Here is a 15,234-nt window from a genome sequence, read left to right as displayed (position 1 = left end):
AATGAACTTAAAAAGATTCGCAATGACTACTATGCTCGCAAGCAGTCTTTTTGCAGGTATGAACAGCACATCCGCTTCAGCAGCTGCTCCTGACCTTTCAGTTCCTGTTGAGGCACAAACGTACGCAGATGAGCATTTCAAAGAGGATGTGATGAACCTCATCAAAACTGATGACCCAAGTTTATACCACCTAAAAGATAACGATCATTTGCGATTCAGCAAGCTTTTTCCAGTCTTTCAATTCACATTGAGTCCAAACAATGGCAATGGGTTAGAAAAACTAGACGCATATTATTCCGTCATTTACCAAGACGATCAACCCGCAAACATTATAAGCACATTTCAAAACAAAGAAAAAAAATTTGCTTTGGCTGGAATCGGCGGGGGAAAAGACATAGCTGAAGGTATAGATCAACAATCGGAAGACAAACCATTTATGATTGTTAAAGAATCTACTTCAGATAGTTGGTTTAAACTCAGCGATAATACGCTATATCCCATCGATTCTTCAGCTAAACGAAAAATCAGTTCCAGCATGCCCTTCAAGGATTTCCAACAAAAATTATTCGCTGAAAAAAGCCATACTGTGTCACCTGTTAACGACACTCCAGGAAAAGAATACGCTCATGTTGGAGGAGGCGGTTATAATAATTTAGATGGAAAAAAACAATCTCAAGATAAAGCATTGGACCGTACCATGATCTATAGCATTGGATCCCTTCTAATTGGATTGGCAGGTAGTTCTTATCTCATTTACAGGTCTCGTAAAAAATCACTGAAAAATTAATGTTTCGGGGTAGCATTTTGCTACCCTTTTTTAGTTTTACTTCAAATGATAACGAAACGTTCTCGTTCTTCCCTTATGAAAAAACAGCCTCCTCTCCATACTGGAACGATGCATTTTTCATTTTGCATATAAATTACTTCTGGCATTTCATTTCGGTTATATACATCGTTTTCACTAGTAATAGAGCTGAATTCCGAAGTTGATTCATTTACCAGCCATTCCAAAAGAGGATCATCCCCTCTGCTGGCCACCTTCATCGAACCTTTTTCTTATAAGAAATATCCCCCAAAAAAACTTTTTAAGAAAAGCAATCTATCTCACGCTTTCAATTTTTGCACTTATAAAAAAAGGCTGATTTTCGGATAAAATATACCCTTCTCGTTTTATCCCTTGCAAAACCCTTTACATTCAGATGATTTTTTAAGTAATAGAATATTTTTCAAAATGTGTTTTATAGTAAAGATAATCCCTAATTATCTTTACTTCCTAATTATTAGGAAAAATAATGAGTAGATACTTCTAGTTTTTAGGTGTTTTTAAATTTGCATCGAGATGGGTCGTAATGCGTCTTCTTCTTTCTAATTGCAACAGAGAGCGCGTGAGCGACATCCTTTATTTGTAAAAAACAATAAAGAAGCTGCTTATATTCGTTTGTCAACGATGGCCAAGTTACTCATCTCGTTTTCATTTTATAGAGCGTTGATTATAATACCGGACAATGAGGCAATCACAGCAACAAAAGCGCTCGCTCGTCTGACTCTGCGCTAAACGATTGCTCCAGACTTCCCTTAAGCGATCACAGGCATTCTGTTATTAAGGAAGAAAATGGATTACTTGTAAAACGATCAAGGGTCGTACCTACCCCAGTTTCGTAATGGGGATTTGAATCTCACGATGATCCGCCGACAGGAACACGTATGCCATCGTAATATGTTGTTGTACCATTGTTCCATTATGAATAAATATCACAATACGATATATCTAATTGCGATATATCTCTAGACGTATATATTTCATGGTGGTATAGTGTATTTAGAAGGTTATATCATAATGTGATATATCCTAAATGGATATAGAAGGTGATGAGTTGAAGAAAAATGAGCAATTGACGGATTCAATGTTCTATATTATGGCTGCTTTAACAAAACCAAGACATGGTTACGCTATTATGAACCTAATTGAAGAAACAACAAAAGGGGCAATTACTATAGGCCCTGCTTCAATGTACACGATTATTAAAAAGTTAGTAAAACAAGAGTGGATTTATTTGCATGACGGATCGGATTCAAGACGTAAAACATATTTGCTTACTGAACAGGGCAAAGAAGTATTAAAAGAAGATGTGAAGCTAAGAAAATTGATGCTTCAATTAGCGGAAACTGAATTGAAGGAGATTGAATAATGAAACAAACAAAGTATATTACGTCAGGTGGATTAGCTTTTTCTGAGGATCAGGACATGGAAAAATTACGCCGATTTTCTTTAAAGGGTTGGCATGTCAGTGGCTTTACGTTTTTGGGGTATACCCTTGAAAAAGGAGAAAGCTCAGATTATATCTATAGTGTAGATTATCGTTCATTAAGAGAGAATGAGGAAGATGAATACTTTGACTTTTTTTCATCATCTGGATGGTCGCATATTGCCTCAGAAGCAAACATCCATTTATTTCGAGCGCAGCCTGGTACAAAACCGATCTATACTGACCGTGACACAACAATTGAAAAATATAACGATTCAAGTGATTCTATAAAAAAATTAGCCATTCCGTTTATTCTACTATCAGCACTCGTTTGGGTCTGTGCAATGATAAGCTCTGGTACCCTACAATCAATATTTCTTGGAGTATCTGTTATTTCTAGTGTAATTGCCATCCCAACAGCTTGGACTTTAATCACAACATATCGTAATAAATGGAAGATAGAAGAGCGAAAGGGATTAGTCAATTTAGTGAAAACTATACCATTCCTCCTCTTATTAATTGCGGTTCTTCTGTTGTTATTTGGTGGTGATACAAACACAGATTCTGCAATTAACCTCCTAACATATATGATAGCTGGAGCGATAGCGCTTCCATCTGTTATTTGGGTTATCATGTCTCTTGATCAACAAATGAGGAGAAAAAGAGCTTAGCATTTAGACTTTGTTATGGAGCGAAAAGTCGAATTCCTGTACGCTAAGGAATCGACTTTTTATTTTTTGCAATTTGCTTAGCATGCAAAATTTCTGAAGTGTTGGCTGTCCCCCACCCTATCTGTTAAATTGAGATGTTCCTTTCTTCCTTCAGTGACTCCATCAACTGGAGAAAGTATTCTGGTTGGTGTGTCTTATTGAGGTGATACCATGCATGTAATGTATCTGGTGCAAATACATCAAGTTTTTTAATGACTTCCATTGCAAATCCAGAGGCGCAACCCCTGATGCAGTCACTACATTGTCATCAGCTACAGCAACTTCCAACTGATAGAACGTTTCTCCTTTATAGTTAGGACACATCATTTTGGTGTATGCTAAGTTATTGCTTGTATGCTTTCTCGTATTTAAGCATCCTCTATTGGCAAGAGCGTCCGTTGCACCGCAAATGGCAGCAACGATTGTACCTCTTTGTAATGCTTGTTCTGCTCTTTCTAAGATTGCCTGATGAATTTCTTCGCTCCAAGTAGATCCGCCTGGTAAAATTAAAAGATCTGTATCCTCAAATGTACATTCATCAAGCGAAAGATCTGGTGCGATCCTTAGTCCTCCCATCGTCGTAATGGTTTCTTTAGTAGCTCCTACCGTAATGACGTTTAAAGGTGCTATCCCGTTTTTGAAATATCTTCCTGAACTACTGAAAAAATAGTCATGCGCTGAAAAGTGTTCGGGTCGGTTAAATTTCTTTTGTGATGGCGAGAGATGTTCAATGCGATCGACTCTAAAACTTCGAATCTCCTTCCTAAGATGACAAAATCCAATAACATACCACTTATTCTTCCAATAAATCAACTTGTAGGGATCTATCAATCGATCACTACATTGCTTTTCGTTACTTTTATAATAAAGAATAGTGACTGAGAATCCATCCGCTACGGCCTGTTCTAGCACTTTCAATAACGGTTCAATAGAAAGTGGCCGTACTTGGCTCATGACTTCAAGGCTCGTTACATGATGGTTGATCTTTGTTTCCTGCGCTTGATTGGAGTAGTTACTTAGTTTTGGCAGAGCCCTATGTAGTGCTTCGCCTCCATAATATCCGGCTTCTTCGGCAAAAATAGCTGCGTGAATGAGAGAAGTTTGTTCCTCGTAATTGAAAAAAAGAGGCGCCTCCTTGAAATGATTCAATACAGTATAGCCGCCGTTATGGCCTGCCTCTGCAATGATCGGTACACCGTCCGTGTATTCATCTCTAACTTTTCGGAAATTTGTTGTGCGGTAATTTTGTTACCTGAACGAAGCATCCATAAAATGGCTAGCATATTATCGGTTTTAGGCATGTTCTTCTACCTCTCTATAAAATTCATTTCACTTTTAATGGTGCAATAGTTAACCTAGATTCATCATTCCCTTCATCTTTACGATTCTGCTTTTTAAGAGGCTCCCCCTACTCTCCCCTACTTCTCTACCATTTCCAGCAACGCTTGGTGTAAGTAGTCAATAAATGACACGCGCGTACTGAGTTGAAAGGCATGCTCATCGGTTAAATGCATAGCAAGGAGTCCCGCTGCACGTAACGTCATAATATGATGATGCACGTTTCCTTTTGTTCCACCGATTTCTTGGACAATTTCAGTGAACGTCCGCTTTCGTTTGGCAAGAAGCTGTATGATTTTTAACCGTGTCGGATCACTAAGTACTTTTGTCATTTGGAGGGTCGTCGTCATGGGATCTTTTGATTCAGGTGCTGGGAACCAGACGAATAGCTGGTTTTTAAACGTACTAAATGTATGTAGCGGTCGGAAATGAACAGATGGAATAAGCGTTACGTTTTCAATGGCGTGTTGTTCGATCTGTAGGCCCGTAGCAAAGGTCTCTACTACCTTTGTAGCACACATTGTAGCTTGCGCCTTTTTAACTAGAGTCGCACCGCTACTAATGAGTTGTTGCAGTGCGGTTTGGTGCTGAAAATAACCGTCATACCAAGCGGTTAGTAGCTCTGTATAGTCGTTGCGTAAAGAGGCTAGTTGAAGCAATAGCGGCGCATCTTTTGCTTGAATATGAGGTGCTAATAGCTGGTACATATGGTCAACAGAGACGGTTTGTAACCACTCTAAAAAAGCAGGGATTGTTTTTGTGTTATGGTGCTGAATGAATAAGCAAAGCGCATCTGGGAAGGCGGAGTCTTCAACTTGCTGTACTTTCTCTTGTGTCGCCAGTGGTAGTTGAGCATGTACTTCAGCAAGCCATACCGTCCCTTTTTCTAAATATTTAAGATTGGCTCTTCTTTTATACAGCAAAAAACTCAATAAACATTCATACATCGGATGATCGTCAATATGTAGTGTGTAGTGCAAAGTAACACGTCCTTTTTATTAGTTCTCTCTTTATCATAGCAAATAGAAGGCTTTTCTTTCTATTACCTTATCATCCTATTATTGACAATTCAAGATAGTTCAATGATAATTGAACTAGTGCTAGCGTTCTTGTTACATAGAATAAGGAGTGATTTTATGGAGGTCGTGGACGAAAAGCATGTAAGATGGGACTTGCGCTCGTTATTTCAGAACGAAGGGGAATGGTTAGACGCATTGACGAGAGTAGAAGCGGAAGTCGCTGCGCTAGAAAGGCTTTCGAGCGAGCAGATTCATGAAATTGAGATACTAGCGTATTACTCGTATTGTCAGCATATAGACGGAATAGCACCTAACGAAACCGCTGCCTCGCGCATAGCGCATCTTAAAGCAACTGCTCAATCGAAAACGAACGCTGCTTCAACGTCTTTTATGGGTCGTGATTGGACCCATCGTTATTTAGCGCTTCGTCATGAACTAACGCCAGCGATGGATGGAAATAAGTACTCTTTTGGTGAAATTCATGAGATAGCGATGCGAGGAACGTCTCTTGAAGAACAGCAGCAAGCCTACAAAGCGCTTACCGCTACGCTTCAAGAACAAGCTCATCACTTTGCGACGTTATTGCAAGAGATTTCTTCTGTTCGCTCGGCAGACAATGTGTATAAGCGGACGCTGCAAGGAAATAGAATACGAGAAGAAACGGTACAGACGATGTGGGACGTTGTGGATCGGTATGTACCGAACGTCATGCAGAATATGAAGAAACCGAGTTGGCATACGGTGATGAGTGAACAAGGTCATGAGGAGGAAGGAATGTGTTTACAAGAGGTCCTCTCTTCTCTGCAGACGTTGTTTCGCTCTCTCCACCCTCCGATTGCTATGATGATTGAACAATGCTCCGCTGAACGGTGGTTAGACGCTGCTCCGCTTCCCCATAAAGGGCCAGGAGGTGTTTGTATTCCTTTTCTCGCAGATGAAGCGTTTCGCATTGCGCTACCCTATCGAAAAACGATTGAAAGTTCGCGCATACTCGCTCATGAGCTTGGTCACGCGTGGCATTATTTGCAGCTACCAAAAGATACGTCGTTGTTTTTAGATGATCGATTACCGATGACAATGGCTGAAATGGCCGCTTTATTTTTTGAAGGTATCTGGCTCGATCATGTGCTCATGCAAACAACAAAGGATGATGCGCGTCACGCTCTGTTGGAACAAAAAAAACAGCGTGATATCAATTATTTATGTGATGTTCGAGCGTCCTTTTTATTTGAAGAAGCTTTGTACGAGCACCATGGTCCTCCCCTTTCAACAGAGGAAATGGAAGCATTGTCAATCACCATGCAACAACGTACCTACCGTAACAGCCTCTCTTCGTATCAGCATTATGTGTGGATTAAATACATCCAATTTTATGAGGATGCGGTCCCCTTTTACAATTATCCGTATACAATTGGTTATTTACTCAGTGAGGGATTGCTTGCTTATTACAAAACGAATCAAAAAACGTTTTTCGCTAACTTTAATGCGTTGTTACGTGATACAGGCACAGCCTCATTGGAAGCTTTAATGATGAAACATTTCCACATTGATTTAACCATGCCGACGTTTTGGGAAGAAGCATTGACAAGAATTGTTTCAAGCAGAGAATCGTAGGAGCTTTATTCGTGAGACGACTGCTGGAGATCGTTTCGTTCAGTCGCTCTGCATGACACTCAGAATAATCAGCGTCCCGTTGGATGTAAAAAAGTAAGTACGATAAAGGATGATGATGGATGGATCACATACAACAATTTTGGAAGGATTACTGTAACGTTCATCACATGGAAGGGATTGAATATAAAGAGGCATTTCAATTTGGAGTTGCTCCTGATTGGTTAGCCGATTTAGTCGTTAAAGGAAAGAAGAAAGCGACAACATCAGGTTTTGTGTTTTATGCGTTAGAGAATGAAGCTTTACCTCAAATTGGCGACTATTCTATTGTGTTAAATGGCCAAGATGAACCCGTCGCAATTATTCAAAGTCAATCGGTTGAAGTTATTCCAATGAATGAGGTCACAGAAGAATTTGCTTTAGCAGAAGGCGAAGGCGATTATCAGCATTGGTGGGATTCGCATGAAACGTTCTTTACTCAATTATTGAAAGAATACGAGCGGGAATTCGAACCATCTATGTTGGTTGTATGTGAACGATTTAAAAAAGTATATCCAAAATGAGAAGCTAACGGATTGAATACGCATCTAGGAGCAGTTTGTTGAGCTGCTCCTTCTTTCTATTGGTTCGTGTAAAGCATTCGCTTCTACCTCATCATGAAAAATTGTTATTCGTGTTTTTCCTTTTTCTTTAGCATATAAAACAAAAGGTAGGCGCCTACAACTACAAGCAATAGTAGCGAAATGACCATCAGTGGGTCTTTATTTAAACGTGCTGGCAACACCGCTTCTGTAATAGGAATGATGCTAATCACAAAAGGAATGATGATCGATATCCATGATTTTGAATACAGCGCGGATGCTATAAAAATGATGATACACCCTATTACAATTCCGACATTTTGTAGTGGGGTAGCAACGAAATAAGTAGAATCCGGTTGATGGCGTAACCATATATAAAAAGCAACCCATAAGCTAGTAGTAACGATTTGAGATAAAAAAGTCAGTGTGATGAACCATAAAGAAGATTTGATTACGCCTTTAAAAAAGGCAAACGTAAAAAGTGCTAATGATAGAATGACGAGCAGCGAGCCGAAGATCAATAGATTGTGTGAAAGGGAAAAATGGCCAAGAAGTGCTGCCGGAAAGCTCATATAGGCAATCAATAATAGGACAACAGCCGGAAGAAAGGTGATCATCCCTTTTGTATCGAATGGTAGTTCTTTGCTAATGTGCTGCATATGATGTTTGCGGCTTTTTCCAATGATTTCTTTTACATCATCACCGTTTTGTTCAGCTTGTAACAGATGAGTTTCTAGTTCCTCTACAATACTGTTAATGTCTTGGTCCTTTTTTCCTCGTTGCACTAAGTACAAGCGCAACTCTAGTAAAAATTGGTGTGATTGTTGAGATAACACCTTATACTCCCCCTTCATGTAAGACCTTCTCTACGGATTGTTTTACTTCGCTCCACCGCTTCTTAAACGCCTCTACTTCTCGTTCGCCGGCTCGTGATAACGCATAATATTTGCGTTTTGGTCCGGCTGTGGATGCGCGCAGGGTGCTCGTGACTAATCCTTCCTTTTGCATTCGTAGCAATAAAGGATAAATGGTCCCCTCACTAAAAGATTGAAACCCATACTCTCGTAACTTTTGTGTTAATTCGTAGCCGTAAATTTCACCTTCTCCAATAATAGCGAGTATACAGCCATCTAAAATTCCTTTTAGCATTTGTGTAGCGTCAGCCATGCGATTCGCCTTTCTAGTACCTTTAGTACCTTGTAATACAAGGGTATGGATTAAAAATACCATATAGTACCTTGTAATGCAATATATAGAATAATTGATATTCAAGCTACATCTTTAAGATTTTTGAAATAAGGTGGGATCATAACCGCTACTGCAAAGACTGTTAAGGAAGTACCGATCCTAAGGGATTGAGTGTAAGGCGACTTTTTTTAATAAAAAAGAGGCCCTCCCCTTTTGAGGAAATGCCTCCTATATTACAGAAAACGGAATTAAAGTTGCCTTCTCCCGTAGTAGTGACATAACAAGATTACGATTGTTTCGTGTAAATTACCCAAACGTTATTGGAAAATTCGCCAGCAACAAATGTAATTTCTTGATTATTTTTTTTTACTTTCCAAATAGGACATGTTTTAATGACTCCATACAAAGGATCTTCAACCTGTGCTCGAACACCGGTGTCAATCCATTTTTCTTTTACAATATCAATCTCATGAATGTGAAAAGATTGACCACTCATCGTTCCTGAATAGACCCAACTCATGTTTATTGTCCCCATTTCTATTGTATTTTTAACATGAATGACGTAACCACGTCTCTATTTATATCAACTGTATAATCATATCAATATTTTAGTATATGTAGAATTATTTAACAATGGGTGAAAATAATCATGCTACACTAGAGATAAAGTTTTTAAAAAATTGGAAAGGAGTACAGTGATAATGATTACATGCGCTTCACAGGACGATTTAGAAATCATTGCACAGTATACTGGTCAGGCTATGACGGAAGGAACACTTGGATCGTATGCGGTAGGTAATGAAGCGGCTAATAGTATGATGACCCACGTTTTGAAAAATGATGGAACGCTGTTTGTTGTAAAAGAAGATGACAAGTTAGCTGGCTGGGTTTTATTTGGGACCATAAAAGATTCAATTACAGCAGAGCCACAAGGATTTATTTATGAACTATTCGTTTTTGAGCACAATCGCAAAAAAGGCTATGGAAAAGCATTACTAGTAGCGTGTATGGAAGAATTAAGACATCAAGGACTGCGCGAAGTGAAACTTGCTGTTTATGAAGGAAATTCAGCTCTTGCGCTGTACGAACAGATCGGCTTTACAACGATGAAACGAACGATGAACAGAACGCTCTAGTCTGTTCTTGCCCGTACACATTTTTATGCTGTCGTCTACGTTTTTTATAGCGATCGATGTATGATTTGTTTTTGTGCGTTGTATGATGATAGTAGAAAATGAAATCGTGTATTCGATGCACTCTAAAGAGACGCCTGCAGAACAAAGGGAGCGCCTGAAGCAAGAGGAATTAAAAAACAATCCTATTGGTTCTCTTAATGAGGGCTTGAAACGCGTAGAACATGGTAATCTAGTAGATGTAGTGGGCGGAATCGGTTGGATAGGTATGGCGATCTTGATTTTAGTGGTGGTGATTGGCTATGTGCTTTATCGATTGATTGATCTTTATGTGTAAAAAGTGAGCGATCATCAAGGGAAGGAGCGGAGTTCGTAGAATACGCTCTTCCTCCCTTCTGTTTATTGGCGTTTGGCTAAGATTATGATTTTAGATTTCTTGTTTGCAAGTGCTGACAACATATTGTTGCAAGCTCTCTAATAGTGACATTCCTATTTTTTCATCCTCATTTCTACCTAATCTATAATTGGCTAAAACGACAGAGGCGACTTTCTTTTCTTTATCAATCCCTAAAAAAGAACGAAAGCAGCCGGTGCCACCACCGTGTAGCAATACATGATTGTTACGCTTTAAAAGAAACCATCCAAGACCCATATCATACTTCTTCGTTCCCTCTCCGTGTTTTCTATGACAAAGTGAAAAATAGGGTTGGTCTTCGTAAAAGTTGTTTTGAGCGTATTTCAATAAATCAGCCGCTGTAGAACTTATCGCACCCGCCGGAGCTATAAGGTTTTCTTTATGCCAACTCCAATTGCCGCAGTCTTGATTCTTTTTGTTATAGCCAGGTAAAATATTATGCGATGTACCTAAATAAGTATCGCTTAGTCCAAGTTCGTTTTGAAGAAAGCTGTTCATAAGGTCCCAATATCCGTTTCCTGAGATCTGGCCCAAGGCATAGCCAATGAGGGAAATGCCGAAATTCGAATATTTCCAAGAATCGATCCCCTCTTTCAATTGGTTTTTTTCAATGAGCCTTTTCATTATGGTAGGATCCATATTCAATGGATTCTTCTCGTTCAATTTGTTACCACCGATCAATAAATCAACAATAAGATTCCAATATTCACGTTTAGTAAAGGGAAGTCTTGCTGAATAACCAGAAGAGTGTGTAGCAAGACGAAGAAAAGAAGGATAATGCGCGTCTGCCTCTAGCCCGTTTATGTACTTTTGTATGGAATCATGTATAGACACTTTTTTCTCAAAGACGTATTTCGATAGCAAAGATGTGGTAAACGTTTTTGTAATCGAGCCGATTTCGTACTGAAAATCTTGTGATGAATCAACTTCACCATCTTCATTATAAACTTTAGTAACAGCGGTAGTGTCTGTAATATAGCCTACAGTTAATTTGATATGTTTTTTTCCTGTACAGCTCTTTCTAATTAATCGTAACGTATCTCCGCTTAGTTCAAACATTGTTCTTGTGATCCCTTGCCTCAATTCTTCGTCTTTCAAACTCTTTCATTACGTTTTGTTGTAACGCGTCATGCTCTTCTTGTGTGTTCAAACGTCCTTCCTCTTCAAATCCATCCTGTTTTTCTCCATCAAAACGATACAATTTCTTTAAAAGTTCCCACATCGTTTCTAATTCTTCTGTTGAAAAGGCCTTAAAAAGGTCTTCTAAAAAATAGATTCCTTTTTCAGCGACAACGAGTAGTACCTTTTCTCCTAATTCCGTAATCTTCACATTCATCGCGCGTTTATCTTTTGAACTTGGAACAACCTTAATGTATCCCTTATTTTCTATAATCGTAACAAGCTGTTTTGCGCTCTGTTTTGTTGTTCCTAACTTTCTAGCAATATTATTTAACGTTGTTTCCTCTTCAGGTAAATGAGCGATGGCCACCATGGCCATGTACTGTCTGGATGTTAAAAGCTCCAGATACTTGTCACCTTTGATTTGAATTTTATTGGCTAACGAAAATAAAGTACCATAAGTTTGTTGCATTAAAAACAGTTCTTTATATAGATCCATACTAACCTCCCACATTAGACAATATACTGTCTAGTGTAAAAGTAGCACGGTTCGAAAAAATAGTCAATATACTGTTTATTTTCATTATAGCTCCTAGCAGAAACCTACAATCTCAGTGAATGATTTTGTCAGTGGCTAGGTCATACTGAAAAAAAGGACCTCTCGTTAGAAGGTCCTATTCTAAATTCTAGTGAATTTTAACCAAATATGAAAAAATGATCATTTGTCTACAGGAAGGGTTTCATTTTGGAGGTGAAGATTAGTCATTCACTTGAAAATGTATAAAGGATTGTTCTTCTTTTTGGCGTGGAGTTGGTAAAAGGCGTTGCGCAACCACTTTACCGCTCCGAAGATCGATGATGCCGATGTGACCACCGATGTTCGAGGAGCTTACAATTTGGGAACCAACGTATAAATAATGGCCTTTTCTTTGAAACTCATAAAGTGAAGCGGGATAATGAATGGTGCGTTTCTTCTCAATCGTGCCTTTGGAAGATAGATAGACGAGCTGAAAATGATCGGCTACTTGATCTCTATTCATAACGATTACTACCGAGCCCTTTTCGTATGGGAAGGTTTGAATGACTTCTAATCGCTCATCTTGTAGTGGATTTTTCATCGATTGTACCGTATGTTTTTTTGTATTCACGCGATACCATACTTTTTTTCCGGTAAGTAAAAAGTTCGGTGTCTTAATAGGTACTACAGAAGTAAAATCACCATGTGGCAACGTAAAGGATGTACGAATGTGCTTGCCGTCTTTGGATATTCGATACACATAGCCTTTTTTTACATGCTGCTCGTCTTTCATGTCTAAGCTATTAGTGGCCACCCATAGTTCTTTAGAAGCGGCATCGCGCCAGCCAACTCCAAAGATACCAGTAAGTAGCGGCCCTTTAGCGAGAGTGGTCGGTGTTCCGTAATAGATTCGTGATTGACGAATGTCAGGTTCACGATTGCTTAGCATGAGATCGTTTTGAGACAGGTTCGTTACAAAGTATGGACTCCATTTCCCTTTTAACGGTGTTGCCTTTTGCTGCTGTACATTAAATTGATAGGCGTTTGTGTTCAGCATGCCGAATAAATAGAGCGACTTCTTTTTCTTTACAAGATAACCGCCATCAGTAGGAAGTGAATGCCACTTTTTCCTCTGTGCGTCGTAGAGCGAAGATAACTGATCGGACGTATAATGTGCGATATAAGAACCCGGTAAAACGCCATATTCTTTATTGCGTACTTTCATATGATCGGGTCCATATAAATAGCTTGGTTTTTTTGTAGCAAGTTCAGAAGTAGCTGCGTTCGTGGTAGCTGTAGTACTCCATACGGATAGAACACTGATGGCTGTTAGGATGCTAGTGGCTGTTCGTTTCATATCACGCCTCCTTGTATGTAAGACCGTTTCCTTACACTACTTCAACATAGCATTTCATAATTCCTTTCCACTGCAAAAGAACACTTGTTCGCAAGTGGTAAAAAGCGCCCTTTTTAACGCGTGAGGATGACACACTCTTCTTCTTGAAGCTGTTGATGAGTCACGTGGTTAAAAGGCAAGGTTGGCCCGCTTGTCACTTAGCAATGAATCTTTTTACTTTCTTTACTTGATCCATTGTGATTTTAGGAGTGACACCTTGAACCCAATTATCATCAAAGTTGTGCCACTCCGGGTCTATTGTTTTTAATAGGTCAAAATCAAAAATGCGGGGCCATGTCTCTTGCATATTTGCCCAATTCTCCCTGTCATACTTTTCCCATTCTGCCTCATTCAACGTTACCGGAGAATCATTTAAAATACAGTGCCAAGACTCAAAACAAGACCAAAGGATTTGTTGGTCTGGGATATCAAGCGTCAAAATGACACCTCTTTGCCCCGTAGGCAAAAGACATTCCTCATTGCGATTCACCGTTCGTTTCCAAACCCATACTGGATAAGAGGATCCCTGGTAATCTGGAATTCTATCCATCATCTGAGCTTTCATCCAGTCGTATGGTTTCTTGAAATCTTCGCATACATACTTACTACTTCCTTCATAATAACCTTGGTCTCGCATCAGCCAGTAAATACTTAAAGGCTGTACCGTGTGAACTATCACCGCTTTCACTCCCAAAACATGATGTAGTTTATTCATAAAAAAAGACGTTCATAAATAGCGTCCATTTTATTCTATCAAAAGTCTAAGGGAATGAGATTCATTTTCTGAGAAAGTATATAATATGCCCGGCCACCTTAATGGATCAGTGGTCTAAAGAAATGGATCAGTTTTTAAATGCATAATAAAAACTTACTCTATAGAAGTGTCTACTCTGAGACTTTCCAAAAATTTTTGAACAGGTGGGAGAGAGAAGGTCCATTAATGGAAGTTACTGCTGCTTTTACTGAATAGTTGCTCTCAATCGTTGGTACCAATGTCAGCATAACAACGCAGGGCGCAGAAGGTCTTGTCGTCGCAGTGGAAGATAATGTAATTCAGTTTGTAAGTTTCAATAAGACGAGTCGTTGTTATGTTCGACAATCCAGATGTTCTCTGGGCTATGCTGTCTTTTAAGATAACTTTCGACTTTTTGTGCAATGAACGTAGTAAAACTAGCATCGTAGCCATACTCTTTGCTGTAAATCGCCGTATGTGATTGGATGGTGTAGGTGGCATCTAGTCGTTAAAATTCTTGCGGATCAGCTTTCTCTCCTTAGATGTCGTCTATTGGTTTTTAGACAGAACAACAGCCGGTGAAGGCTTCACCGGCTGTTGGTTATGCTTATTTCTTTTCACCTGCTGTTTGTGTGGCAGTAAAATCCCATTTAAGATTCAGAGAATCACCTTGGAACACGTTTTGATCTTTGCCAGAATCGACAAATTCAAATTCAACGGTTAGCTTGTCCTTACTATTAGGTGCTAACCCTTTCGTACCCCAAGCATCACCATAAATGGATTCAAATTTATCTTTGACCGCATCTGGGCTCATCGCTTTTAAATCTTTGAGCGTTGTTGTCCATACCGGTTTTTCCATTTTATCGGTGTTAAAAAGGAAGTTTACGCGGATGTCACCACCAAGGTCACTACCGTTGTTATCGTTTTTAACATCTTTTACATCATACGATGTTTTAATGCTGACAGATTTGATGGCCAATGTTCCGTTATTCGCTAGTGTAAAGTCACGACGAATGACATCACCTGGTTTTAAATCTTTTAAGTCAACGAGTACACTTGGATTCATAGCTAAATCAAGTGTACCAGAGGCAAAGGTATTTTGTGACGTTTCTGTATCACTAAAATACGCATACGTCCCTGTACCGATTAATGATAAGCCGAGTGCGGCTGAAGCGACTCCAAGACCAATTTTCTTTTTTAAACTCATTTCATCCAGCTCCTTTAGTAG

At 39.2% G+C, this 15,234-nt stretch carries 16 protein-coding genes and 2 pseudogenes; 7 read left to right on the top strand and 11 right to left on the bottom strand.

All coding sequences use genetic code 11. The annotated features are described in order from the left end of the window. The first annotated feature begins 1 nt into the window (after position 1). From A374_RS03955 to A374_RS03940, 3 genes are all read left to right on the top strand, one after another. Positions 2–787: a hypothetical protein gene (locus tag A374_RS03955; protein WP_007200895.1), complete on the top strand. Its 786-nt coding sequence runs from the start codon at positions 2–4 to the stop codon at positions 785–787. Between the two features lie 1,066 nt (positions 788–1,853). Beyond that, positions 1,854–2,189, top strand: a complete 336-nt coding sequence (locus A374_RS03945; protein ID WP_007200893.1) for a PadR family transcriptional regulator — start codon at positions 1,854–1,856, stop codon at positions 2,187–2,189. Further along, positions 2,189–2,917, top strand: coding sequence for a DUF2812 domain-containing protein (locus A374_RS03940; protein WP_007200892.1), 729 nt, complete (start codon positions 2,189–2,191; stop codon positions 2,915–2,917). The genes A374_RS03945 and A374_RS03940 overlap by 1 nt, the downstream gene beginning before the upstream one ends. A gap of 124 nt (positions 2,918–3,041) precedes the next feature. Here A374_RS03940 and A374_RS21075 read toward each other — a convergent pair. From A374_RS21075 to A374_RS03930, 3 genes and pseudogenes are all read right to left on the bottom strand, one after another. Then, positions 3,042–3,613: pseudogene (locus tag A374_RS21075) on the bottom strand (DJ-1/PfpI family protein); the annotation flags it as partial. Beyond that, positions 3,611–4,257: pseudogene (locus tag A374_RS21070) on the bottom strand (helix-turn-helix transcriptional regulator); the annotation flags it as partial. The pseudogenes A374_RS21070 and A374_RS21075, both read right to left, overlap by 3 nt. A gap of 117 nt (positions 4,258–4,374) precedes the next feature. After that, positions 4,375–5,274: a winged helix-turn-helix domain-containing protein gene (locus A374_RS03930; protein ID WP_007200889.1), complete on the bottom strand. Its 900-nt coding sequence runs from the start codon at positions 5,272–5,274 to the stop codon at positions 4,375–4,377. A 156-nt stretch (positions 5,275–5,430) separates the two neighbouring features. Between A374_RS03930 and A374_RS03925 the strand changes: the two genes are divergently transcribed. Next, the gene (locus A374_RS03925) at positions 5,431–6,927 is read left to right on the top strand and encodes a M3 family metallopeptidase (RefSeq protein ID WP_007200888.1); all 1,497 of its coding nucleotides are present in this window, start codon (positions 5,431–5,433) and stop codon (positions 6,925–6,927) included. A gap of 119 nt (positions 6,928–7,046) precedes the next feature. Further along, positions 7,047–7,487: an ASCH domain-containing protein gene (locus A374_RS03920; protein ID WP_007200887.1), complete on the top strand. Its 441-nt coding sequence runs from the start codon at positions 7,047–7,049 to the stop codon at positions 7,485–7,487. A gap of 104 nt (positions 7,488–7,591) precedes the next feature. Here the strand turns inward: A374_RS03920 and A374_RS03915 are convergent, their stop codons facing one another. From A374_RS03915 to A374_RS03905, 3 genes are all read right to left on the bottom strand, one after another. Further along, positions 7,592–8,341, bottom strand: coding sequence for a hypothetical protein (locus A374_RS03915; RefSeq protein ID WP_007200886.1), 750 nt, complete (start codon positions 8,339–8,341; stop codon positions 7,592–7,594). A 1-nt stretch (position 8,342) separates the two neighbouring features. Beyond that, a complete protein-coding gene (locus A374_RS03910) occupies positions 8,343–8,672 on the bottom strand; it encodes a PadR family transcriptional regulator (protein ID WP_007200885.1) in 330 nt (109 codons plus the stop codon). Positions 8,673–8,979: 307 nt separating this feature from the next. Then, positions 8,980–9,213: a hypothetical protein gene (locus A374_RS03905; protein ID WP_007200884.1), complete on the bottom strand. Its 234-nt coding sequence runs from the start codon at positions 9,211–9,213 to the stop codon at positions 8,980–8,982. 181 nt (positions 9,214–9,394) lie between these two features. On the opposite strand from A374_RS03905, the gene A374_RS03900 reads away from it, so the two are divergent. After that, positions 9,395–9,829 carry a GNAT family N-acetyltransferase gene (locus A374_RS03900; protein WP_007200883.1) on the top strand — a complete coding sequence of 145 codons (435 nt, stop codon included), beginning with the start codon at positions 9,395–9,397 and terminating at the stop codon, positions 9,827–9,829. 115 nt (positions 9,830–9,944) lie between these two features. Further along, positions 9,945–10,163 carry a DUF6366 family protein gene (locus A374_RS03895; protein ID WP_040340315.1) on the top strand — a complete coding sequence of 73 codons (219 nt, stop codon included), beginning with the start codon at positions 9,945–9,947 and terminating at the stop codon, positions 10,161–10,163. Between the two features lie 90 nt (positions 10,164–10,253). Here the strand turns inward: A374_RS03895 and A374_RS03890 are convergent, their stop codons facing one another. From A374_RS03890 to A374_RS03870, 5 genes are all read right to left on the bottom strand, one after another. Beyond that, positions 10,254–11,300, bottom strand: coding sequence for a serine hydrolase domain-containing protein (locus tag A374_RS03890; protein WP_007200881.1), 1,047 nt, complete (start codon positions 11,298–11,300; stop codon positions 10,254–10,256). Further along, positions 11,293–11,859, bottom strand: a complete 567-nt coding sequence (locus A374_RS03885; RefSeq protein WP_007200880.1) for a MarR family winged helix-turn-helix transcriptional regulator — start codon at positions 11,857–11,859, stop codon at positions 11,293–11,295. The genes A374_RS03890 and A374_RS03885 overlap by 8 nt, the downstream gene beginning before the upstream one ends. 259 nt (positions 11,860–12,118) lie before the next feature. Then, positions 12,119–13,234, bottom strand: a complete 1,116-nt coding sequence (locus A374_RS03880; RefSeq protein WP_007200879.1) for a hypothetical protein — start codon at positions 13,232–13,234, stop codon at positions 12,119–12,121. A gap of 193 nt (positions 13,235–13,427) precedes the next feature. After that, positions 13,428–13,952 carry a DUF3841 domain-containing protein gene (locus A374_RS03875; RefSeq protein ID WP_007200878.1) on the bottom strand — a complete coding sequence of 175 codons (525 nt, stop codon included), beginning with the start codon at positions 13,950–13,952 and terminating at the stop codon, positions 13,428–13,430. 661 nt (positions 13,953–14,613) lie between these two features. Next, positions 14,614–15,213 (bottom strand): TasA family protein, encoded by a 600-nt coding sequence (locus A374_RS03870; protein ID WP_007200877.1) that lies wholly within the window; start codon positions 15,211–15,213, stop codon positions 14,614–14,616. Between the last annotated feature and the right edge of the window lie 21 nt (positions 15,214–15,234).

The organism is Fictibacillus macauensis ZFHKF-1, from assembly GCF_000269865.1.
Lineage (GTDB): Bacteria > Bacillota > Bacilli > Bacillales > Fictibacillaceae > Fictibacillus_C > Fictibacillus_C macauensis.
Note: the sequence above shows the minus strand (reverse complement) of the source record. Positions and strands in the feature narration are given on the sequence as shown.

Bases quoted from the DNA above. Each gene is read 5' to 3' on its own strand.
- A374_RS03895 (WP_040340315.1), top strand. From the start codon at position 9,945: ATGCACTCTAAAGAGACGCCTGCAGAACAAAGGGAGCGCCTGAAGCAA.
- A374_RS03955 (WP_007200895.1), top strand. From the start codon at position 2: ATGAACTTAAAAAGATTCGCAATGACTACTATGCTCGCAAGCAGTCTT.
- A374_RS03900 (WP_007200883.1), top strand. From the start codon at position 9,395: ATGATTACATGCGCTTCACAGGACGATTTAGAAATCATTGCACAGTAT.
- A374_RS03940 (WP_007200892.1), top strand. From the start codon at position 2,189: ATGAAACAAACAAAGTATATTACGTCAGGTGGATTAGCTTTTTCTGAG.
- A374_RS03870 (WP_007200877.1), bottom strand. From the start codon at position 15,213: ATGAGTTTAAAAAAGAAAATTGGTCTTGGAGTCGCTTCAGCCGCACTC.
- A374_RS03890 (WP_007200881.1), bottom strand. From the start codon at position 11,300: ATGTTTGAACTAAGCGGAGATACGTTACGATTAATTAGAAAGAGCTGT.
- A374_RS03910 (WP_007200885.1), bottom strand. From the start codon at position 8,672: ATGGCTGACGCTACACAAATGCTAAAAGGAATTTTAGATGGCTGTATA.
- A374_RS03905 (WP_007200884.1), bottom strand. From the start codon at position 9,213: ATGAGTTGGGTCTATTCAGGAACGATGAGTGGTCAATCTTTTCACATT.
- A374_RS03920 (WP_007200887.1), top strand. From the start codon at position 7,047: ATGGATCACATACAACAATTTTGGAAGGATTACTGTAACGTTCATCAC.
- A374_RS03925 (WP_007200888.1), top strand. From the start codon at position 5,431: ATGGAGGTCGTGGACGAAAAGCATGTAAGATGGGACTTGCGCTCGTTA.
- A374_RS03945 (WP_007200893.1), top strand. From the start codon at position 1,854: ATGGATATAGAAGGTGATGAGTTGAAGAAAAATGAGCAATTGACGGAT.
- A374_RS03880 (WP_007200879.1), bottom strand. From the start codon at position 13,234: ATGAAACGAACAGCCACTAGCATCCTAACAGCCATCAGTGTTCTATCC.
- A374_RS03885 (WP_007200880.1), bottom strand. From the start codon at position 11,859: ATGGATCTATATAAAGAACTGTTTTTAATGCAACAAACTTATGGTACT.